General features: G+C 73.9%; 19 protein-coding genes, 1 tRNA gene and 1 pseudogene. 9 read left to right on the top strand and 12 right to left on the bottom strand.

Annotated elements, in window-relative coordinates:
- Nucleotides 1-165: 165 nt before the first annotated feature.
- The 7 genes and pseudogenes from HUT16_RS30030 to HUT16_RS30005 form a co-directional block, all read right to left on the bottom strand.
- Nucleotides 166-1,626 carry a catalase gene (locus HUT16_RS30030; RefSeq protein WP_176191180.1) on the bottom strand — a complete coding sequence of 487 codons (1,461 nt, stop codon included), beginning with the start codon at nucleotides 1,624-1,626 and terminating at the stop codon, nucleotides 166-168.
- 125 nt (nucleotides 1,627-1,751) lie between these two features.
- Nucleotides 1,752-2,900, bottom strand: coding sequence for an allantoicase (alc, locus tag HUT16_RS30025; RefSeq protein WP_176191179.1), 1,149 nt, complete (start codon nucleotides 2,898-2,900; stop codon nucleotides 1,752-1,754).
- A 38-nt stretch (nucleotides 2,901-2,938) separates the two neighbouring features.
- A complete protein-coding gene (gene allB, locus HUT16_RS30020; RefSeq protein ID WP_176191178.1) occupies nucleotides 2,939-4,291 on the bottom strand; it encodes an allantoinase AllB in 1,353 nt (450 codons plus the stop codon).
- Nucleotides 4,292-4,403: 112 nt separating this feature from the next.
- Nucleotides 4,404-4,577: a hypothetical protein gene (locus HUT16_RS39895; RefSeq protein WP_368662754.1), complete on the bottom strand. Its 174-nt coding sequence runs from the start codon at nucleotides 4,575-4,577 to the stop codon at nucleotides 4,404-4,406.
- Between the two features lie 91 nt (nucleotides 4,578-4,668).
- A pseudogene (locus tag HUT16_RS30015) lies at nucleotides 4,669-5,513 on the bottom strand (glycerate kinase); the annotation flags it as partial.
- 199 nt (nucleotides 5,514-5,712) lie between these two features.
- Entirely contained in the window at nucleotides 5,713-6,603 is an 891-nt protein-coding gene (locus HUT16_RS30010) for a 2-hydroxy-3-oxopropionate reductase (RefSeq protein WP_176191177.1), read from the bottom strand.
- Nucleotides 6,604-6,657: 54 nt separating this feature from the next.
- Nucleotides 6,658-7,503: a TIM barrel protein gene (locus tag HUT16_RS30005; protein WP_176191176.1), complete on the bottom strand. Its 846-nt coding sequence runs from the start codon at nucleotides 7,501-7,503 to the stop codon at nucleotides 6,658-6,660.
- 197 nt (nucleotides 7,504-7,700) lie between these two features.
- Here HUT16_RS30005 and HUT16_RS30000 point away from each other — a divergent pair, with 197 nt between their 5' ends.
- The 7 genes from HUT16_RS30000 (at nucleotide 7,701) to HUT16_RS29970 (ending at nucleotide 13,336) form a co-directional block, all read left to right on the top strand.
- Complete coding sequence (locus tag HUT16_RS30000; RefSeq protein ID WP_176191175.1) at nucleotides 7,701-8,003, top strand: thiamine-binding protein; 303 nt, start codon at nucleotides 7,701-7,703, stop codon at nucleotides 8,001-8,003.
- The gene (locus HUT16_RS29995) at nucleotides 8,000-8,371 is read left to right on the top strand and encodes a helix-turn-helix domain-containing protein (RefSeq protein ID WP_176191174.1); all 372 of its coding nucleotides are present in this window, start codon (nucleotides 8,000-8,002) and stop codon (nucleotides 8,369-8,371) included. Before HUT16_RS30000 ends, HUT16_RS29995 begins: the two co-directional genes overlap by 4 nt.
- Before the next feature lie 153 nt (nucleotides 8,372-8,524).
- On the top strand, nucleotides 8,525-9,031 hold the full coding sequence (uraD, locus tag HUT16_RS29990) for a 2-oxo-4-hydroxy-4-carboxy-5-ureidoimidazoline decarboxylase (RefSeq protein WP_176191173.1): 507 nt from the start codon (nucleotides 8,525-8,527) through the stop codon (nucleotides 9,029-9,031).
- A 44-nt stretch (nucleotides 9,032-9,075) separates the two neighbouring features.
- A complete protein-coding gene (gene uraH / locus HUT16_RS29985; protein WP_176191172.1) occupies nucleotides 9,076-9,408 on the top strand; it encodes a hydroxyisourate hydrolase in 333 nt (110 codons plus the stop codon).
- Between the two features lie 31 nt (nucleotides 9,409-9,439).
- Nucleotides 9,440-10,360: a factor-independent urate hydroxylase gene (gene pucL / locus HUT16_RS29980; RefSeq protein ID WP_176191171.1), complete on the top strand. Its 921-nt coding sequence runs from the start codon at nucleotides 9,440-9,442 to the stop codon at nucleotides 10,358-10,360.
- A 211-nt stretch (nucleotides 10,361-10,571) separates the two neighbouring features.
- On the top strand, nucleotides 10,572-11,993 hold the full coding sequence (locus tag HUT16_RS29975; protein ID WP_176191170.1) for a nucleobase:cation symporter-2 family protein: 1,422 nt from the start codon (nucleotides 10,572-10,574) through the stop codon (nucleotides 11,991-11,993).
- Entirely contained in the window at nucleotides 11,954-13,336 is a 1,383-nt protein-coding gene (locus HUT16_RS29970; RefSeq protein ID WP_176191169.1) for an 8-oxoguanine deaminase, read from the top strand. The genes HUT16_RS29975 and HUT16_RS29970 overlap by 40 nt, the downstream gene beginning before the upstream one ends.
- A 370-nt stretch (nucleotides 13,337-13,706) precedes the next feature.
- Here HUT16_RS29970 and HUT16_RS29965 read toward each other — a convergent pair whose 3' ends face one another.
- The 3 genes from HUT16_RS29965 to aceB form a co-directional block, all read right to left on the bottom strand.
- Nucleotides 13,707-15,332 carry a TROVE domain-containing protein gene (locus HUT16_RS29965; protein ID WP_176191168.1) on the bottom strand — a complete coding sequence of 542 codons (1,626 nt, stop codon included), beginning with the start codon at nucleotides 15,330-15,332 and terminating at the stop codon, nucleotides 13,707-13,709.
- 354 nt (nucleotides 15,333-15,686) lie between these two features.
- Nucleotides 15,687-15,775, bottom strand: a tRNA-Lys gene (locus HUT16_RS29960).
- Between the two features lie 59 nt (nucleotides 15,776-15,834).
- Nucleotides 15,835-17,481 (bottom strand): malate synthase A, encoded by a 1,647-nt coding sequence (gene aceB / locus HUT16_RS29955; RefSeq protein WP_176191167.1) that lies wholly within the window; start codon nucleotides 17,479-17,481, stop codon nucleotides 15,835-15,837.
- A 136-nt stretch (nucleotides 17,482-17,617) separates the two neighbouring features.
- Here aceB and HUT16_RS29950 point away from each other — a divergent pair, with 136 nt between their 5' ends.
- Nucleotides 17,618-18,388: an IclR family transcriptional regulator gene (locus HUT16_RS29950; protein WP_176191166.1), complete on the top strand. Its 771-nt coding sequence runs from the start codon at nucleotides 17,618-17,620 to the stop codon at nucleotides 18,386-18,388.
- Between the two features lie 7 nt (nucleotides 18,389-18,395).
- On the opposite strand, the gene HUT16_RS29945 is transcribed toward HUT16_RS29950, so the two are convergent.
- Nucleotides 18,396-19,733, bottom strand: coding sequence for an SUKH-4 family immunity protein (locus HUT16_RS29945; RefSeq protein WP_176191165.1), 1,338 nt, complete (start codon nucleotides 19,731-19,733; stop codon nucleotides 18,396-18,398).
- 103 nt (nucleotides 19,734-19,836) lie between these two features.
- Nucleotides 19,837-20,442, bottom strand: coding sequence for a hypothetical protein (locus HUT16_RS29940; RefSeq protein ID WP_254898045.1), 606 nt, complete (start codon nucleotides 20,440-20,442; stop codon nucleotides 19,837-19,839).
- Between the two features lie 92 nt (nucleotides 20,443-20,534).
- On the opposite strand from HUT16_RS29940, the gene HUT16_RS29935 reads away from it, so the two are divergent.
- A complete protein-coding gene (locus HUT16_RS29935) occupies nucleotides 20,535-20,984 on the top strand; it encodes a hypothetical protein (protein ID WP_176191164.1) in 450 nt (149 codons plus the stop codon).
- Nucleotides 20,985-21,007: the final 23 nt, after the last annotated feature.

Below are 21,007 nucleotides of genomic sequence, written 5' to 3'. Positions count from 1 at the left end.
CCGGTCCCGCTTCGGTCCAGCGTAGACGGGCCACCGGCTCCGCACCGCCCCCGGCCGGATATTCGCCCCCGCGGACCACGGTCCCCTTGACAGGCATATGCCGCCGAGGGGCGGGGCGCGGCGCCGGGCGGGCGCGGGCGCCCTCCACCCGGCGCCGGGCGGCCGTCAGTGCTCGTCCGCCTCGCGGAGGCGGGTGACCGCGGCGGCCAGGCGGGCGCCGTACTCCGGGTCGGCGGCGTGGAAGTGCGCGAGGTTGCGCTCCACCACGTCGTCCCGGCCGACCTGGGCCAGCGCGCCGGCCAGGTTGGCGATCAGGCGGGACTTCTCGGCGTCCGTCATCAGCCGGTACAGCTCGCCGGCCTGGAAGAAGTCGTCGTCCTTGCCGTGCGCCGGCGCGGCGTACGTGCCGGTGTGGCCGGAGACCGGCAGCGGGGCGTGCAGCGGCTCGTCGCTCTGCACCGGGCCGCCGTACGAGTTGGGCTCGTAGTTCTTGTTCCGGCCGTTGGGGTTCAGCGCGCCGAGGCCGTCCTGCCCGTGGTTGGCGGCCGCGGTCGCCCGGGGGGCGTTCACCGGCAGCTGGGTGTGGTTGACGCCGAGCCGGTAGCGCTGAGCGTCGGCGTACGCGAACAGGCGGCCCTGGAGCATCCGGTCGGGCGAGGGGCCGATGCCGGGCACGAAGTTGTTCGGCGAGAACGCGGCCTGCTCGACCTCGGCGAACACGTTCTCCGGGTTGCGGTTGAGCACCAGCCGGCCGACCTTGACCAGCGGGTGGTCGGCGTGCGGCCACACCTTGGTCAGGTCGAACGGGTTGAACCGGTAGTCCGCGGCGTCCTCCACCGGCATCAGCTGCACGTACAGCGTCCAGGACGGGAACACCCCGCGCTCGATCGCCTGGTGCAGGTCCCGCTGGTGGCTGTCGGCGTCCCCGCCCGCGGTCCCGGCGGCCTGGGCGGCGTCCAGCGAGCGGACGCCCTGGTTGGTCTTGAAGTGGTACTTCACCCAGTGCGCCCGGCCCTCGGCGTTGACCCACTGGTAGGTGTGCGAGCCGTAGCCGTTCATGTGCCGGTACGAGGCCGGGATGCCGCGGTCGCCGAACAGCCAGGTGATCTGGTGCGTGGAGGCCGGCGAGTGCGCCCAGAAGTCCCAGACGTTGTCGGCCTCCTGGACGCCGGTGTACGGGTCGCGCTTCTGCGAGTGGATGAAGTCCGGGAACTTCAGCGGGTCCTTGATGAAGAACACCGGGGTGTTGTTGCCGACCAGGTCGTAGTTGCCCTGCTCGGTGTAGAACTTGACGGCGAAGCCGCGCGGGTCGCGCACCGCGTCGGTCGAGCCCAGCGCGCCCGCGACGGTGGAGAAGCGCAGGAACAGCTCGGTGCGCTTGCCGACCCGCGAGAGGAACGCGGCCCGGGTGTACTGCGAGACCTCGTCGGTCACCTCGAAGTACCCGTACGCACCCGACCCGCGGGCGTGCACCACCCGCTCCGGGATGCGCTCCCGGTTGAACCGGGCCAGCTTCTCCAGCAGGTGCTGGTCCTGTAGCAGCAGCGGGCCGTACTCGCCGGCCGAGGCGCTGTTCTGGTTGTCGGCGACGGGCGCGCCGGACTCGGTGGTGAGGGTTCTGGGCACAGGTGGTCCTTGTGTTCGGCGATCGGGGGGACGGACCGGGGGCTCGGGCAACGGCGAGCCCGGGTCTGCTGGCGGTGCACTGCCGTGGCGCGCCTCGGCTTCCGGTTCGGTCGGGGCCGCGCGGCTCAGCTCTCGTAGAGCGGCCGGACGGCCGTCGCGTCGGTGAGCGGGCGGGCCTCGGCGAGGCCGGTCGGCAGGCCGGCGGCGGCGAGCGCCTCGCGGGCCTCCGGCAGCGGGAGCGCGTTGAACCAGCGCAGCGCGAGGGCGTCCTGGCCGGCGGGGGTGAGGCGGCCGGTGAGGCGCAGGCGGGCGAGGCCGCCGTCCGGGTAGACGTTGATCCGGACGTGGGTGACGGGGGTGCCCGCGGGGAGGCGGTAGCGGTGGCGGGTGTCGGGCTGCAGGCGGGTGCGCGGCAGCAGGACGGTCTCCGTCTCGCCGTCGGTGCCGACGAGTTCGGCCCAGCCGGGGGCGTTGGCGACGAAGCAGGAGGTGTCCACCTCCGCCGCCAGCACCTCGCCGCCCCCGGCCAGGGCCACTCGCACCCAGTCGTTGGCCTTGTCGCGCCGACGCCGGGTCTCCCAGCCGTCGCCCATGACGGTGGCGCGGCCGGGAGCGTTCAGGTTGTGCGGGGAGGAGAAGTAGCGGTCCGAGGCGGCCTCGGCGACGCCGCCGTGCTCCTGGGCGGCCAGGTCGAAGGTGAGGCCGGCCAGGTCGCGCGGGTCGGGCAGCACCTCGCCGTGCACCCGCAGCCGGGCGACGCCGCCGTCCGGCCAGATGTTGAGGCGGACGTGGGTCCAGCGGGTGGGGTCGTCGACCGGGAAGGCGTGCGCGGTGTCGCCCTTGAGGGCGGTGCGCGGGACGAGGTCGGTCCACTCGGCGGCGGCGAGCTCCTCCGGCGAGGGGTGGCCGGGGACGGACGCGGCCTGGACGGACGCGGTCTCCGGGTAGTTGCCGGTGAAGTGCGCGGTGTCGACGACCACGCCGCGGATCCGGCCCGCGGCGCCGAGCCGGACCACCGCCCAGTCGTGGTCGTCCTCGGTGGGGTGCGGCTGTTCGGCGCTGGCGCCGCGGCGGCGGCGGGACTCCCAGCCGTCCATGATCTGGCCCTTGTGGCCGAAGGTGTGCGGGCGGAACTCGGCGGGTGCGGCGACCAGCAGGTTCTCGGCGTCGGCGAAGGTGTCCTCGTTGGTGGCGACCACGCCCGCGCCCAGCAGCCGGGAGGCCAGGTCGACCAGTTCGGTGAACGGCGCGCCCGCGGTCAGGTCAGTACTCAACTGGTGCTCCTTCTTTGAGCGTTGCGGTGTCTACGGTGTCAGGGTCGGACGATCTGCCGGCCGTGCGGGGCGCCGTCGGGGTCGACGGGCCGCCCGCGCAGCCAGGTGCGCCGGACCAGCCCGGTGAGGGTGCGGCCCGCGTACGGGGTGACCGGGTTCTTGTGGTGGAGGCGTTCGGCGCGGACGGTCAGCTCGCCGTCCGGGTCGAAGGCCACCAGGTCGGCGTCGCACCCGGGCGCGATGGCGCCCTTGGTGCCGGTCAGGCCGACCAGGGCGGCCGGTCCGGCGGACATCCAGCGGACCACGTCGGCCAGGGTGTGGCCGCGCCGGCGGGCCTCGGTCCAGACGGCGGGCAGGCCCAGCTGGAGGGAGGCGATGCCGCCCCAGGCGGCGGCGAAGTCGCCGCTGCCGCCGTGCCGGCGCAGGAGTTTGAGGTCGGGGGTGGAGGGCGAGTGGTCGGAGACCACGGCGGCGAACTCGCCGTCCGCGAGGGCCTGCCAGAGCAGGTCGCGGTTGGACTCGTCGCGGATCGGCGGGCAGCACTTGAAGGCGGTGTCCCCGTCGGGGACCTCCTCGGCGGCCAGGGTCAGGTAGTGCGGGCAGGTCTCGGCGGTGACCTCGACGCCGTCCGCCCGGGCGCGGCGCAGCAGCGGCAGCACGGCGGCGGAGGAGACGTGCAGGACGTGCACCCGGGCGCCGGTGCGGCGGGCGGCGGCCAGCAGGGCGGCGACCGCGGCGGCCTCGGCGTCGTCCGGGCGGGAGGCCAGGAAGTCGCGGTAGTGGGCGCCGGGGACGTGCGGGGCGGCGTCCAGCACGGCCGGGTCCTCGGCGTGGATGATCGCCAGGGCGCCGATCCGGGCCTGCTCGGCGAGCGCGGCCTCCAGGTCGGCGGGGGTGGCCAGGTGCGGGAACTCGTCCACCCCGGACGGGGCGAGGAACGACTTGAAGCCGAACACGCCCTCCCGGTGCAGGGGTTCGAGCTGGTCGGTGTTGCCGGGGACGGCGCCGCCCCAGAAGCCCAGATCGACCCAGGTCTGGCCCTCGGCGGTCCTCCGCTTGGCGTCGAGCCCCTCGACCGTGGTGGTCGGCGGGACCGAGTTGAGCGGCATGTCCACGAGGGTGGTGACGCCGCCGGCCGCGGCGGCCTTCGTCGCGGAGGCGAAGCCCTCCCAGTCGGTGCGGCCGGGCTCGTTGACGTGCACGTGGGTGTCGACCAGGCCGGGCAGCAGCGCGGCCTCGCCGAGGTCGGTGAGCCGGTGGCCGTCGGCGGACAGGGTGCCGTGCGGGGCGACCCGCTCGATCCTTCCGGCCCGGACCAGCACGTCGGCGGGGCGTTCGCCGTCCGGCAGGACCACCCGCCGGGAGCGGATCACCTCGGCGTCGATGGGCATGGGGGAACCTCCGAGCGTCGTGTGGGCGAGGGTGGGTCGAAGGAGTGCTGGGAGCCTAGGCTCGCCTTCAACAAAACGTCAATGTGTGAACGTACGAGAGTGCGACGGCCCGTCAGCGCAGCAGCCGGGCCGCCAGCCGCTCCCCCGCCAGCTCGGCCAGCTCGCCCGCCCGGGCCATCGACTCCGCCGGATCGCCCGCCAGGTCGGCCAGCGCCAGCGCCTCGACGAAGCCCGCCGCCCGCCACTCCCGCTCGGCCAGCTCCAGCCGCCCGGCGACCGCCGCCACCGGCACCCGGCCCGGGCCGCCGCCGCGGCCACCCCGCCGGGGCCTTGCCGTGCAGGGTCTGCGCGTCCAGGCAGCCCTCGCCGGTCACCACCAGGCGGGCGCCGCGCACCGCCCGCTCGAAGCCCAGCAGCTCCAGCAGCAGGTCGATGCCCGGACGCATCCGCGCGCCCAGCAGTGCCAGCGCGGCGAAGCCGACCCCGCCGGCCGCACCCGCGCCCGCCGCGTCCCGGACCTCACGGCCCGTCAGCCCGGCCACCGCGTCCGCCCAGCGGGTCAGCCCCTGCTCCAGCACCAGCAGGTCCGCGGCGTCCGCGCCCTTCTGCGGGCCGTACACGGCGGCCGCGCCGCGCGGGCCGAGCAGCGGGTTGTCCACGTCGCAGGCGACGACCACCTCCACCCCGCGCAGCCGCTCCGCGAGCGGGCCCGGGTCGACCCGGGCCAGTCGGCGCAGCGCGGCCCGCCGGGCGGCAGCGGCGCGCCGTCCGCGTCGTACAGCTCGACGCCCAGCGCCTGCACCATGCCCGCGCCGCCGTCGGTGCAGGCACTGCCCCCCAGGCCCAGCACCACCCGGGACACCCCCAGCGAGAGCGCCTTCGCGACCAGCTGGCCGACCCCGTACGAGCCCGCCGCGAGCGGCGCGGTCCGGCCCCCCGGCAGCCGGGCCAGCCCGGACGCCTGCGCCAGCTCCACCACGGCGGTCTCCCCCTTCACCGCCAGCCCCGCGACCACCGGCAGCCCGGTCGGCCCGGCGACCTTCACCTCCACCCGGGAGAAGCCCGCCGCGAGCGCCGCCGCCAGCGTCCCCTCCCCGCCGTCGGCCACCGGCAGCTCGCGCACCTCCACCCCGGGCGCCGTCCGCCGGATCCCGGCGGCGATCCGCGCGGCGACCTCGGCGCCCTCCAGCGACCCCTTGAACTTGTCGGGGGCGACAACCACATGACCTCGCACGGGACCGGGCCTTTCACGGGGGGAGGGAGCGGAGGAACTGTCGGGCAGCTCGGGTGAGCGCCGCCGGGGGCTCGGGGAACGGCGGGTCGATGCTGCTGCGTGTCTTCAAGAGAACCAGAAGCAGATGCGCGCAACGGCAGTGAACCGCCCGCAGACCGGGGCTCGCCGTTCCCCGAGCCCCTGGTGGTTACTGCTTGACCTCGCGGCCGGAGAGCCGTTCGACGCCGCGCAGCAGGGCCGAGTGGTCGAGGGAGCCGTCGCCGTTGGCGCGGGCGGAGGCGACCAGTTGGGCGGCGACCGCGCCGAGCGGGAGCGCGGCGCCGACGGCGCGGGCGGCGTCGGTGACGATGCCCATGTCCTTGTGGTGGAGGTCGATCCGGAAGCCGGGGGCGAACTCGCGGGCCAGCATGTTGCCCTTCTTGCGGTTCAGCACGGTGGAGCCGGCCAGCCCGCCGCCGAGCACGTCGAGCGCGGCGGCGAGGTCGACGCCCGCGTTCTCCAGGAAGACCACGGCCTCGGCCAGCACCTGGATGTTGACGGCGACGATCAGCTGGTTGGCGGCCTTGACGGTCTGGCCCGCACCGGCCGGGCCGACGTGCACGACGGTGGTGCCGAGCGCGTCGAACAGCGGCTTTGCCTCGGCGAAGTCGGCCGCCTCGCCGCCGACCATGATGGAGAGCACGGCCTCGACCGCACCGGCCTCGCCGCCGGAGACGGGGGCGTCCAGGCTGCGCAGGCCGGCGGCCCGCGCGGCGGCGTCCACCTTGATCGAGGTCTGCGGGGTGATGCTGGACATGTCGATGACCAGGGCGCCGGGCCTGGCGTGCGCCAGGACGCCGTCCTCGCCGAGGACCGCCTGCTCGACCTGCGGGTCGGCGGGGACCATGGTGATGACGACCTCGGCGTCGGCGACGGCCTCGGCGATCGAGGCGGCGCCGTGGCCGCCCGCGGCGACCAGGGCGTCGATGGGCTCCTGGGTGAGGTTGTAGCCGGTGACGTGGTGGCCGGCCTTGACCAGGTTGACGGCCATGGGCTTGCCCATGATGCCGAGGCCGATGAAGGCGATCTTGCGGCTCATCGCGTGCGGGTCCTTAGCTGTGAGGGTGCGGTGCGGGGGGAAGGGCTTCGGCGCTCAGCGCGCGGCGCGCAGCTCGCGCGGCAGCCAGCCGAAGCTCTCGGCGCTGACGCCGCCGGCCGGGCGGTACTCGAGGCCGACGAGCCCCTGGTAACCGACGGCGGTGAGGCGGGCGAACAGGGCCTCGAAGTCGAGGTCGCCGGTGCCGGGTTCGTTGCGCCCGGGGGTGTCGGCGATCTGCACGTGGCCGATCCGGTCGGCGTGCGCGTCGATGACGGCGGCCGGGTCCTCGCCGTTGCGGGCCAGGTGGTAGAGGTCGCAGAGGAACTTGGCGTTGCCGAGGCCGGTGGCGGCGTTGACCTTGTCGACGACGTCGACCGCGGCGGCGGCGGTGACCAGCGGGTAGTCGGGGGACTCGGCCCGGTTGAGGGTCTCCACCAGCAGGACGGCGCCGATCGAGTGCGCGGCGCGGGCGGCCAGGGTGAGGTTCTCCAGCGCGAGGGCGTCCTGTTCGGCCGGGTCGGCGCCGGGGACGCGGTTGCCGTAGAGGGCGTTGAGCGCGCCGGTGCCGAGGCGTTCGGCGAGGGCGGTGGCGACCGGGAGGTTCTCCCGGAAGCGCTCGCTCTCGGCGGGGACGGAGAGCGTGCCGCGGGCGCCGCGGGTCAGGTCGTCGAGGAGGTTGAGGCCGGTGAGCCGGACGCCGGCGGCCTCGAAGGCGCGCACCAGGGCGTCGGTCTCGTCCGGGCCGGGGGTGTGCTCCTCGCCGAAGGGCCACCAGAGTTCGGCGGCGGTGAAGCCGGCCGCGGCGGCCGCGGCGGGCCGCTCCAGCAGGGGCAGTTCGCCGAACAGGATGGACAGGTTGACCGTGAAGCGGTGCTGGGCGGCAGCGGTCACGTCGTTCACCTCAATCGCTCTCTCACCGGGCAACTTCCACGATCCGGAAGTCGAATTCTGCTTGATGGAAGCTTCTCTGCCGCCGCTCAGGCTGTCAAGAACGCCGCAACAATTTGTTGAAGCAGCCGAACGCCCGGCCGTCCGGCCCGGCGGTCCTGTCCGATCCCCCAGTGCGGCCGGGTCGATAAGCTGAGCGGGTGCGATTGATGGTGGAGTTCACGACAGAGCCGTTCGAACTGGACGGGTTCCCCGAGCACGCCAAGGCCGCGCGCCGCGCGGTGGACGAGGCGGGGCTCGCCGTCTCGGTGGGGCCGTTCGGCACCAGCGCCGAGGGCGACGCCGAGCAGGCCCTGGCCGCCGTCACCCGCCTGCTGCGGGAGACCCTGGCGGCGGGGGCGAGCCGGATCTCGGTCCAGGTCAGCGTGCTGGACGAGGAGCCCGGCGCCCCGGGGGGCCGCGGGCCCGAAGGAGCCGCGCCGACCGGACCGGAAGGAGGGGATAAGCCGTGAGCGACGCCCTGGACCACCCGCTCGCCGCCGCCCTGGAGCCGCTGCTGGCCGCCGTCGGCGCGACCGCGGTCGCACCGTCCGAGGCCCGCGCGGAGGACGTCGTGCTGGAGTGGGACGGCACGCCCGCCGTCGCGGTGCGGCTGCCACACCTGAGCAGCGCGCTGGACCGGCTGCTGGCCGAGATGGCCCGGCAGTTCGACGGCCGGCCGCTGGCCGAGCTGGACCGCGCGGAGAAGCAGCGGGTGGTCGCCCTGCTGGAGGAGCGCGGCGCGTTCACCGTCCGCCACGGGGTGGAGACCGTCGCGTCGGCGCTCGGGGTCAGCCGGTTCACCGTGTACAACTACCTGAACCGGCAGGAGAAGGCCTGACCGGCCGGCCCCGCCCTTGGCGGATCGCACACGGCGCCGGGCCGCGGACCCGGCGCCGCGCGCCGTCACCACAAACAGTTCAACAAAGTGTTGACGGCCTGTTGCGGCCGATCTAGCTTGTGCGGGTGGCACCAACCCTCAGGAGGTCCACCCGTGACCCAGCCACCCCCTGCCCTCTCGGCCCTGGCCGCCACCGGCGCGTCCGAGCTGAGGGAGATCCTGCTGGAGGTCTGCTCCAGCCCCGCCTGGGCCGCCGCCGTCGCGGCGTCCCGCCCCTGGCACGACCGCGAGGACCTGCGGGCCGCCAACGCGAAGGCGACGGCGGGGCTCTCCGCGGCCGACCTGCGCGACGCGATGGCCGGCCACGCCCGGATCGGCGCCCCCAAGCCGGGGGACGCCGTCTCCGAGCGCGAACAGGCCGGCGTCCGGGGCGTCGACCCGTCCGTGCTGGACGAGTTGCGCACGGCCAACGCCGCCTACGAGGCGAAGTTCGGCCACGTCTTCCTGATCTGCGCCACCGGCCGCACCGCGGACGGCATGCTCGCCGCGCTGCGCGAGCGGTACCCGCACGACGCCGCCACCGAGGCGGAGGTCGTCCGGGGCGAGCTGCGGAAGATCAACGACATTCGCATCAATCAACTGCTTGACGTTCGTCAGTGAATTGACGGACAGTCACTTACTGCCATCAGTGAGGTTCCCCGCCCGTGACCGGCATCTCCACGCACGTGCTCGACACCAGCCTCGGCCGCCCGGCCGAAGGCGTCCCGGTCGAGCTGGCACTGCACACCGAGGGTGGCTGGAAGGTGCTCGGCACCTCCGCCACGGACTCCGACGGCCGGGTCAGGGACCTGCCGGCCGCGGAGGCGGGCTCGGTCGTCCGGCTGCTCTTCGACACCGCGGCGTACTACGCGGGGTCGGCCGAGCGGCCGTTCTTCCCCGAGGTCTCGATCGTCTTCACGGTCGCGCCCGCGCAGCACCACTACCACGTGCCGTTGCTGCTCAACCCGTTCGGCTACTCGGTCTACCGCGGAAGCTAGGTAGACCGTCTGGACCCCTAGGAGCCACCTCATGGCCCACGTGCTCGGTCAGAACCAGTACGGCAAGGCGGAGAACCGCATCGTCCGGGTCTACCGCGATTCCACCCGCCACGAGATCAAGGACCTGAACGTCTCGGTCTCGCTGCGCGGCGAGTTCGAGGACGTCCACCTCACCGGCTCGAACGCCAACTGCCTGCCCACCGACACCACCAAGAACACCGTGTACGCCTACGCCAAGGAGCACGGCATCGAGTCCGCCGAGGGCTTCGGCATCCGGCTCGCCCGGCACTTCGTCGAGGACACCGAGCGCGGCGTGGTGCACAGCGCCCGGATCCGGATCGAGGAGTACGGCTGGGAGCGGATCAGGACCCCCGACTCGTCCTCCCGGTTCATCGGCTCGGAGGAGGTCGGCCACTCCTTCGTCCGCAAGGGCCAGGAGGTGCGCACCACCGAGGTGGTGTACGACGGCGACCGGTTCCGGGTGGTCTCCGGGCTCAAGGACCTGGTGGTGATGAACACCACCAACTCCGAGTTCTGGGGCTACATCAAGGACGGGTACACCACCCTCCAGGAGGCGTACGACCGCATCCTGGCCACCCAGGTGACGGCCCGTTGGGCGTTCGGCTTCCACGGCCGCGACGGCGAGCCGGAGCCGAACTGGAACCGCTCGTACCAGCAGGTGCGCCGCCACCTGCTGGAGGCGTTCGCCGAGACCTACTCCTACTCGCTGCAGCAGACCCTGCACGCGATGGGCACCCGGGTGCTGAACAGCCGCGCCGAGGTGGACGAGGTCCGCCTGGAGCTGCCGAACAAGCACCACTTCCTGGTCGACCTGGAGCCGTTCGGACTGAAGAACGACAACGAGGTCTACTACGCCGCCGACCGGATGTACGGCCTGATCGAGGGCACCGTGCACCGCGAGGGCGTCACCCCGGTCATCCCGGTCTCCTGACGCTCCGTCACTTCCTTTCGGCAGTACCGCACTCGACTCTCCTCCCCCACACCGTTCGGAGACCGTGCCCGCCCTCACGGCGGCAGTCCCGGGGGCCGGAGAGATGGCCGTGGGGACCCTCGTACCGTCGTCCCGCCCTCCGGCCGATCCACACCCTCTCTCCCGCGCCCGGGTTGCGCCGAGAGCCTGGGGCAGCAAAGGGGCTACTTCCATGGCACTCCGCACCACCCCCACCACTGACGACGGTTCCACCCCCACCCACCCGGTCGACGAGGTGCTCTCCCCGCCGAAGCTGTTCGGCACCGGGCTGCAGCACGTCGCCGCGATGTACGCCGGCGTGGTCGCTCCACCGCTGATCGTGGGCGCGGGCGTCGGGCTGACCCCCGGCGAACTCGCCCTGCTGATATCGGCCAGCCTGTTCACCGCCGGGCTGGCCACCCTGCTGCAGACCCTCGGCGTCTGGCGGATCGGGGCCCGGCTCCCGTTCGTCAACGGCGTTTCGTTCGCCGGCGTCGCCCCGATGCTGGCGATCGCGAAGGGCTCGATTGAAAGTAAGGGGGGACCGAAGGACGCCCTCCCGGTGGTCTTCGGGGCGGTGATCGTCGCGGGGGTCCTGTGCTTCCTCGCGGCGCCGTACTTCTGCCGGCTGGTCAGGTTCTTCCCGCCGGTCGTGCAGGGCACCGTGATCACCCTCATCGGGGTGTCCCTGCTGCCGGTGGCGGTCAACTGGGCGCGCGGCGGCTCGCCGGGCGCGCCCGGCTACGGCTCCCCGAAGGCGGTCGGCCTGGCCGCGCTCACGCTGGCCGCGGTGGTGCTGGGCAACCGGCTGCTGCGGGGCTTCTGGCAGCAGATGTCCCTGCTGATCGGCCTGGCGGTCGGCACCGTCGCGGCCTTCCCGCTCGGCCTGGCCGACTTCTCCGGGATCGGCGACGCGCAGGTGTTCGCGCTGCCCTCGCCGTTCCACTTCGGCGGGCCGCGGTTCGACGCCGCGGCGATCGCGTCGATGTGCATCGTCATGGTGGTCTCGATGACCGAGTCCACCGCCGACATGCTGGCGCTGGGACGGATCGTCGGCCGCGAGGCGGACGAACCGACCCTGGCGGCGGGCCTGCGCGCGGACGGCCTGGCCACCGCGGTCAGCCCGGTGTTCAACGGCTTCGCGTGCAGCGCGTTCGCCCAGAACATCGGACTGGTGGCGCTCACCAGGGTGCGCAGCCGGTACGTGGTCGCGGCGGGCGGCGGCATCCTGGTGCTGCTGGGGCTGTTCCCGGTGCTCGGCGCGCTGGTGTCGCTGGTGCCGCAACCGGTGCTCGGCGGCGCGGGGATCGTGCTGTTCGGCACGGTCGCGGCGTCCGGCATCCGCACCCTCGCGGAGGCCGGGATGGAGTCCACCTCGCACACCGTCCTGGTGTCGGTCTCGCTCGGGGTGGGGATCGTTCCGATCGCCGCACCGACCTTCTACGACGGGTTCCCGGAGGCCGTCCGCACCCTGATGCACTCCGGCATCTCGGCCGGCTGCCTGGCCGCGGTGCTGCTCAACCTGCTGTTCCACCACGTCGGCTCCGCCGGCCGTTCCCTCCAAGGAGTACCCCCATGGCAGTCCAGCCCCCAGCCGCCGACCGGCGGATCGTGATCGAGAACGTCGCGATCGCCACCGTCGACGCCCGCGACACCGAGTACGCCCGCGGCCACGTGGTGCTGCTCGGCAACACCATCGAGTCGGTCGGCGACGGGCCCGCGCCCGCCTGGCTGGACAACGTGGCGCGGCGGATCAACGGCGAGGGGCACCTGCTCACCCCCGGGCTGGTCAACACCCACCACCACTTCTACCAGTGGATCACCCGCGGACTGGCCCAGGACCACATCCTGTTCGACTGGCTGGTGGCGCTCTACCCGACCTGGGCCCGGATCGACGAGGACCTGGTGCACGCCGCCACCCAGGGCTCCGCCGCCGCGCTGCTCAAGTCGGGCTGCACCACCGCCTCCGACCACCACTACGTCTTCCCGCGCGGCGGCGGCGACGTGCTCGGCGCCTCGGTGGCCGGCGTGCAGGAGCTGGGGCTGCGGTTCACCGCGCTGCGCGGCTCGATGGACCGCAGCCAGAAGGACGGCGGCCTGCCGCCGGACCACGCGGTCGAGGACACCGACGAGATCCTCGCCGCGTCCGAGAGCGCCGTCGACAAGTGGCACGACGCCTCGTTCGGCTCGATGCTCCAGGTCGCGATCGCGCCCTGCTCGCCGTTCTCGGTCTCCACCGAACTGATGCGGCAGTCGGCCGAGTTGGCCCGTCGCAAGGGCGTGCGGCTGCACACCCACGGCTCGGAGACCGCCGAGGAGGAGGAGTTCTGCAAGCAGCTGTTCGGGATGGGCCCGACCGACTACTTCGAGTCGACGGGCTGGCTCGGCGAGGACGTCTGGATGGCGCACTGCGTGCACATGAACGACTCCGACATCGCCAAGTTCGCCGAGACCGGCACCGGCGTGGCGCACTGCCCGTCCTCCAACGCCCGCCTGGCGGCCGGGATCGCCCGCGTGCCCGACATGCTGCGGGCCGGCGTGCCGGTCGGCCTGGGCGTGGACGGCACCGCCTCCAACGAGTCCGGCGAGCTGGGCACCGAACTGCGCAACGCGCTCCTCGTCAACCGCCTGCACGGCCGGCCCGACGCCCTGACGGTGCGCCAGGCGCTGCGGCTGGGAACCATGGGCGGCGCGCGGGTGCTGGGCCGCCAGCGCGAGATCGGCTCGATCGAGGCCGGCAAGCTCGCCGACCTGGCCCTGTGGAAGGTCGACGGCGTCCTGCACTCCTCGATCGCCGACCCGGTCGCCGCGCTCGTCCTCGGCGCGCTCCCGCCGCTGGCCACCCTGTTCGTGAACGGCAACGCGGTCGTCGAGAACGGCCGCCTCACCACCGTCGACGAGGACCGCATCGCCCTCGCCGCCGCCCGCGCCGCCCGCGACCTCGCCGCCCGCGGCTGACCCCTCCCCCCAGCCCCGGGAGCCCACCGCCAGGGACGACGGCGGGCTCCCGGACCACGGCCCCGGACCCACGGCGAAGGGTCCGGGGCCGACCTCCGTCAGGAGGAACCCGTCAGGGCCGGACCTTCGGGTGCCGCTTCGAGCTCTGCCGGTCCCGCTCCCACGGCCAGGCCGCGTCCTGCCCCGCCTCCAGCCCCTCCCCTCCCCCTCCCGCTCCTGCTCTCCTCCACCTGAGAACCCGTCAGGGCCGGACCTCCGGGTGCCGCTTCGAACTCCGCCGGTCCCGCTCCCACGGCCAGGCCGCGTCCTGCCCCGCCTCCAGCCCCTCCCCTCCCCCTCCCGCTCCTGCTCTCCTCCACCTGAGAACCCGTCAGGGCCGGACCTCCGGGTGCCGCTTCGAACTCCGCCGGTCCCGCTCCCACGGCCAGGCCGCGTCCTGCCCCGCCTCCAGCAGCGGGACGAGGCGGAACGCGGCGTCGGTCAGGCCGCCGAAGGTGTGGCGGTTGCCGGTGCCGGAGGGGGCGTGGCCGGTGCGGTAGCCGGCCAGGTTCCAGGTGTAGCAGGGGACGTGGGCGGGGACGGACTCCAGCGGATCGTGCGGGAAGTCGCCGTAGGCCTGTTCGTCGGTGACGATCACCACCCGGTCGTGGCCCCGGTAGTGGGCGCGGACGGCCTCGGCGGTGTTGGTGCCGCCGAGGTTGCCGAAGCGGTCGACCGCCTTGAGCAGCGAGTCACCCGGCCGGAGGCCGATCTCCCGGCTGCCGGTGCCGAATTCGACCAGGTCGGCGGCGGCGGACCGCAGGGCGATCGCGGTGCCGAAGACCGCGGCGGTGTCGGCCCGGTTGAGCTCGCTCTGCGCGCTGGGCCGGTCGAACATCGAGCCGGAGCGGTCGACCAGGACGAGTGTGCGCCCGGGCAGTTCCGGCACGTTCTCCAGCGAGTGCCGCAGCGCCTGCTCCAACGCGTGCCCCCAGCGCAGCGAGGGCACGTTCCGGTGCGCGGCGAGGTAGCGGAACGGGAACTGGCGCGAGCGCCTGACCTCGCCGCGGTCGGCGATCCGGCGGGCGACGGCCTCGGCCGCCTCGTCCGAGACGCCGGCCCGGTCGAAGTTGCGCAGGTTGCGCACCAGCGCCATCGGGCCCATCGAGGGGATGACGGCCTCCCAGACGGCGGCGTCCAGCGGGCCCTGCAGCCAGCCGGCCAGCGCCTCCCAGGTCATTCCGGCGGCGGCCAGGCGTTCGGCGCCGCCCGGGCCGGTGACCAGCGCGCGGCGCTCGGCCACGGGCAGGTCCGCCAGCTCGCGGTGGGCGGTCAGCACGGCGTTCCCGGCGGGCGGGACGGCCTCGTCGGGGCGGTGGCGGCGCGCCAGCGCGTAGCGGAACAGCTCGCCCTGCCACGGCTTGTCGCGGTGCGGGGCCGGGTGGGTCAGCTCCAGGACGTCGCCGAAGCGGTAGCCCTTGCTCGCGGTGTCGTACTTGAGCAGGGCGCGCGCGTCGTACAGCCGGGCGGCGGCGTCGGCGACGCCGCGCTTGAGCGGCTTGGGCAGGGCGCGGCCGTACCGGGACGTCCAGTAGGCGAGCAGTTCGCCGGGCTCGTCGGGACGCTGGAGGACCGCGTCGACCACCTGGCGGGAGTGCCCGGGGAGCTTCGCGTCGAGCCGGGCGCGGGTGAACTCGGCGGCGCCGACCAGCGAGGCGGTGCGCATCGCGGCGCCGTAGCGCAGCCAGCGCAGCAGGTCGAGCGTCCACTCGGGGTCGCGGACGGCGAGTTCGCGGACGAGTGCGGTGTAGCGGTCGTCGCGGGCGCCGCCGCGCTCGTAGAAGGCGTCCTGGCCGACCAGGTTGGCGACGGTGAGCAGGAAGAGTTCGGACTTCTCGTCGCGCAGGTGGCCCGTCCCGCCGTTGTGGTTGCGGACGGTCCGCCCGGTGCTGGTCACGGGCGAGGTCGGGCCGGTGGCGGCCGGGGCGGCGGCGCGGCGGATGTTGAAGCGGGCCATGGGAACGTCCTCCTGCGGGGAGGCACGCCGCGGCGCGGGGCGTCCGAGATCACGCGGGCCGGTGCGGCCCGCGCCTCGGCGGAGGGGACCCGGGCCACCGGCCGCGCGCGCACGCGCGGCCGTCCGGGACTCGAACCCGGCGATGCCCGCACCAAGAAGTAACCCCCGCCTGCGCACCGGACGCCCCGGCGCGGCTGCCTCCCGAGATCAAAAGCGGTGCCGGTGGTTTCTTGAGAGGAAGTAACCGGCGCCTGCGCACCGGGAGGTGGCAGTCGTGTGAAGTTGGGTGTCCGGAGATCGAGAAGCGGTGGGGGTGACACAGTTGCTCTACCGAACTGAGCTACACCGGCCCGAAGCCGGTGACGGGACTCGAACCCGCGACACACTCCGCAAAAGGAAGTAACCCCCGCCTGCGCACCTGGACGAGGATCACCCTAACCGGCGCGCACCCCGTCCGACACCTGCTTTTCCCCGCTCCGGAGGCTCCCGCGTTCCGGGGCGCTCAGTCGATCAGGGCGAGCGCCGGGAGGGTGAGGAAGTCGGGGAAGTCCTCGGCGAGGGCGACCTGCTCGAACAGGGCGGCGGCCTCGGTCCACCGCCCGGCCGCGTAGGCGTCGTCCCCCGACTCGGTTCGCAGCGCGGCGAGTTCCTCGGCGACCAGGCGGCGGACGAGTTCGGCGGTGGTCTTCTCGCCGGTGTCGGCGAGCACCACGCCGTTGTGGATCCACTGCCAGATCTGCGAGCGGGAGATCTCGGCGGTGGCGGCGTCCTCCATCATGTGGAAGATGCCGACGGCGCCGAGCCCGCGCAGCCAGGCCTCGATGTAGCGGATGCCGACCTGGACGGCGTTGTGCAGCCCGGTGTGCGTGCAGCTGCCGCCCGCCCCGGCGACGTCGAGGAGTTGCTCGGGGGTGACCGGCTCGGGCGAGCCAGGGTCGTCCTTCTGGTGCGGGCGCTCGCCGAGCACCGCGTCGAAGCACTCCCGGGCGACGGGCACCAGGTCCGGGTGGGCGACCCAGGAGCCGTCGAAGCCGCCGCCAGCCTCGCGCTCCTTGTCGGCCCGGACCTTGACCAGGGCGGCGGCGTTGACCTCCGGGTCCTTGCGGGAGGGGATGAACGCGGCCATGCCGCCGATGGCGTGCGCGCCGCGGCGGTGGCAGGTCTGCACGAGCAGGCGGGTGTAGGCGGCCATGAACGGGGAGGCCATCGTGACGGTGTTGCGGTCGGGCAGGACGTAGCGCTCGCCGCCGTCCCGGAAGTTCTTCACGATCGAGAACAGGTAGTCCCACCGGCCGGCGTTCAACCCGGCGGCGTGGTCGCGCAGTTCGTAGAGGATCTCGTCCATCTCGAAGGCGGCGGTGATGGTCTCGATCAGCACGGTGGCGCGGACGGTGCCGTGCGGGATGCCGAGGGCGGCCTGCGCGTGGGTGAAGACCTCGTTCCAGAGCCGGGCCTCCAGGTGGCTCTCGGTCTTGGGGAGGTAGAAGTACGGGCCGGAGTTCGGGTCCTGCTCGCCCTTGGCGAGCAGCCGGGCGGCGTTGTGGAAGAAGTACAGGCCGAAGTCGACGAACGCGCCGGCCACCGGGGCGCCGTCGACGGTGAGGTGCCGCTCGTCCAGGTGCCAGCCGCGCGGGCGGACCACGACGGTGGCGAGTTCGGCGGCGGGCCGCAGGGCGTACGCCTTGCCCTGGGCGCTGGTGAAGTCGATCCGGCCCTCGAAGGCGTCGATCAGGTTGACCTGCCCGGAGACGACGTTCTCCCAGGTCGGGGCGGTGGCGTCCTCGAAGTCGGCGAGCCAGACCTTCGCGCCGGAGTTGAGCGCGTTGACGACCATCTTGCGGTCGGTGGGGCCGGTGATCTCCACCCGGCGGTCCAGCAGGGCGCGCGGCGCGGGGGCGACCTTCCAGTCGCCGGCGCGGACGTCGGCGGTCTGCGGCAGGAAGTCCAGCGTCCCGGTGCGGGCGATCTCGGCGCGGCGCTCGCGGCGGGCGGCCAGCAGGTCGCGGCGGCGGCCCTCGAACGTGCGGTGCAGGCCCGCGACGAACTCCAGCGCCTGCGGGGTCAGCACCTCCGCGGAGCGCGGCACCGGCGGACCGACGACCGTGACACCGGGGACGGAGGGGGACGGACCCTGATCTGCGGCGGCCATGGGCAGGACTCTCCTTGGGCTGTTCCGTTCTGTACAGTGGAGACTAGTTTCCGCGATACAGAATTTCAACGGTTTGTTGATGATCGCGTGGGACTCTACTCCTCCCCGGACTCCCCGGACAGCGAAGGGAACGCTCGTGGCCAGCACCTCCACCGAACGCACCACCGGCTCGGTGCAGTCCGTCGAGCGCGCCTTCCAGCTCCTGGAGGCGCTCGCCGACTCCGGCGGCATCGCCACCCTCAGCGAGCTGTCCGCCACCTCCGGCCTGCCGATGCCGACCATCCACCGCCTGGTGCGCACCCTGGTCGCCCAGGGCTACGTCCGGCAGGACACCGCCCGCCGCTACACCCTCGGCCCGCGTCTGATCCGCCTCGGCGAGACCGCCGGCCGCCTGCTCGGCTCCTGGGCCCGCCCCTATCTCGCCGAACTCATGGAGGCCACCGGCGAGACCGCCAACCTGGCCGTCCTGGAGGGCGGCGAGGTGGTGTACGTCGGGCAGGTCCAGTCCCGCCGCTCGATGCGGATGTTCACCGAGGTCGGCCGCCGCGTCCAGCCGCACTGCACCGGCGTCGGCAAGGCCCTGCTCGCCCAGCTCCCGGAGGACGAGGCCCGCGCCCTGCTCGGCCCCGGCCCGCTCCAGGCCCACACCCCGCACACCGTCACCGAGCCCGCCGCGCTGCTCGCCCAGCTCGCCACCGCCCGCGACCTCGGCTACGTCGTCGACGACCAGGAGCAGGAGATCGGCGTCCGCTGCATCGCCGTCGCCGTCCCCGGCGCGCCCACCCCCACCGCGCTCTCGGTCTCCGGCCCCGAGGCCCGCATCCAGGCCCTCGAAGCCCAGTCCGGCGCCGCCGGGCTGGTCCCCCTCATGCAGGGCATCGCCGCCCGCCTCGGCGAAGTACTCTGACGGACCGTCAACTTCCGCCGGGCACCGGCCAGTAGCCGTTCATCCCCTTGTGCACGTGCTCCAGGACGCGGTTCCAGTACGAGCCCGGGCCCGGCGGCAGGTCCGGGTCGGTGCGGCGCAGCAGGGCGAGGAAGCGCTCCTCCACGCCGTCCGGGTCGAGGTGGTCGAACCGCTGCCGCGCGGGGTCGTACAGCGGGCGCTCGGTCTCCAGCGCGGCCAGGGCCAGCACGAAGCGGTCCAGGCTGCTCGCGACCAGGGCCGGGGCGCCCTCCTCGGGGAGGTGGTACACCTCGCCGGTGCGGGTGTCGAGGCGGAAGCCCTCCTCGCCGAAACCGCCGATCAGCATCCCGCTCGGGGCGCCGGACGGCCGCGGGCGCCGCGCCCGGCACTCACCGTCGACCTCCGGTTCCCCGTCGCAGAACTCCCGGGTCAGCTCGAAGAACACCGTGTCGTCGGGCAGCCCGACCTCCCGCAGGAACACCCGGCTCGGGTGGTGCACGACCCCGGCCAGGGCCTCCGGCGCCGTCAGGGCGACCATCCGCTCGGCGCCGAACACCGCCACCGCGGTGCCCCGGTCGATCAGGAAGCCGCGGAGCAGCTCGTCGTCGGGCCCGGGCCCGGCCTGGTAGTCGATGGTCTCCGCCCGGGCCCGGAACGCCTCGGTCAGCAGGTCCGTCCGGTCCTTCAGGCGCTCCATCGCCTCGGCGGCCCGCGCCACCCGCGCCGCCGAGACCACCCGGTGGCCCGGGCCCACCCGCTCGCCCCGGTCGAGAGCGGCGAGCAGCCCCGCGGAAACCCGCTCCCCGGCCGGGGCGGCCGCCCGCTCGACGAGCGCCAGCAGCCGGGGCACCGCGACCTCGTTCACCTGGTCGACCACGTAGTGCAGCAGGTGCTCCTCCAGGTGGTCGACGTGCTTGCGCGCGGCGGCGGCGCGCGGCTCCGGCGGGCGAGCGCGGTCGGCGGCCAGCGCCGTCAACTCCTCGACCACCTCGCTCTGCATGACCGCGATCACCTCGGCCGCGACGTCCAGCCGGTCCGCGCACGCCCTGGTCCCCCGCACCATGTCGGCGAGCCGGCCCTCCGCACCCTCCCGGTACTCGGCGAGCAGCGCCTCGTACACCGGCCCCTGGAAGTGCTCCTTCAGGTCGGTCATGATCCGCAGCCCGGCGTGCAGGACCTCCTCCTGCCCGTCCGCGTACTCCCGGACGTACCGGGCGAAGGTCCGCAGCCCGCCCTCGTGCACCGGCTCCCACTCCACCCCGACGGAGTCGAGGAACTCCCGAGCCTGCTGCGGCAGTTCGGCCGTCCACGACTGCCGGCGCGCAGCCCCCCGCGAAGATCCCATGCGGCCCACGCTACCGCCGCGCGCCGACGCCGGGACCGCCTGGGGCCACCCGTGCGCGGCCTGGCCGGGGGCGGCCAGGCCGGAGGCTCAACCGGCCGGGGGATCAGCCGATCAGGTCCCGGTACTCGTTCCCCTCCGGGGTGAAGATCAGCCGGTAGTCGCGGCCGGTGACGGTGGCCGTCTCGCGCAGGCGGCTCAGCACCTCTCCCTCGTCCGGGAGTTCGAGCCCGAGGGCGGCGGCGGCCGCGTCCCGTCCGGCGAGCAGGTCGGGTTCGTCCTCCAGGTGGTCGGCGGCGAGTTCTCGGCTCTCCTCGGCGGTGAACTCCCGGCAGTCCCGCCACCACGGTACGACCAGCAGCAGGCGGAGCAGTTCGGGCAGGCCGACGGCGAGGAGCGCGGCGCCGCCCTCGGAGTCGGCGTACAGGACCGGCCGCTCCTCGCCGCCCTCCCCGCAGAAGAAGAAGGTGCCACCGGCGCCGTCCCCCGCGAAGCCCTCCAGCCGGGCGCCGGAGGCGAGGTGGACGGGTTCGACGTGGTCCGAGCGGTCGAGTTCGAAGTCGGCGGGCCAGGACAGGAAGTCGGCCGCGTCCTCGTGCGCGCGGATGGCGTCGATCAGCGAGGACGGGGAGGGCGGCGAGGACGGGGAGGGCGGCGGCGCGGATGAGGGGGACGGCGCGGGAGAGGGGGAGGGCGCGGACGGAGAGGTCATGCGGCGCACTGTAACGGCGTGGTCCGACACGGCCGGAAGCGCCCCGACCCTACGCTGGGTGAACGTTCTCTGACACTCCGCAGGAGGGCCCCGTGCACCGCCTCTTCTCCCTGCTCGCCGTACCCGCCCTCGCTCTGGGCGCCCTGGGCGCAACCACCGCACCGTCGGACTCGGATCTGCAGGTGGTGCGCCTCGACCCCGACCCCACGCCCCCCGGCGGCACCACCACCGTGCACGCCTTCGTGGCCAACGGCGGCCCCGAGACGACGGGTTCACCGTTCACGGTGCTGGTCGACCTGCCGCCCGGTTTCACCCCCGCCGGTCCGTACTTCCCGTCCTCGTGCACGGCGACCGGGCGGACCGTCAGCTGCACCTTCCCCGCCGGCCTGCCACCGCTGCGCTCCGCGACCGCGCTGGTTCCGGTGCGGGCGGACGCGCACCTGCCCCACGGCCTGAGGACCGTGGGGCAAGTGCGGGTGGTGAGCGCGGACGACCGCAATCCGGCGAACAACCGGACGCCGTTCACGCTCACCGTTTCCTGACACGTCATCAATGTCGCGCCATC

This window comes from Kitasatospora sp. NA04385 (assembly GCF_013364235.1).
Taxonomy (GTDB): Bacteria; Actinomycetota; Actinomycetes; order Streptomycetales; family Streptomycetaceae; genus Kitasatospora.
The sequence above is the reverse complement of the archived record's forward strand: the minus strand, read 5'-3'. Positions and strand labels throughout refer to the sequence as shown.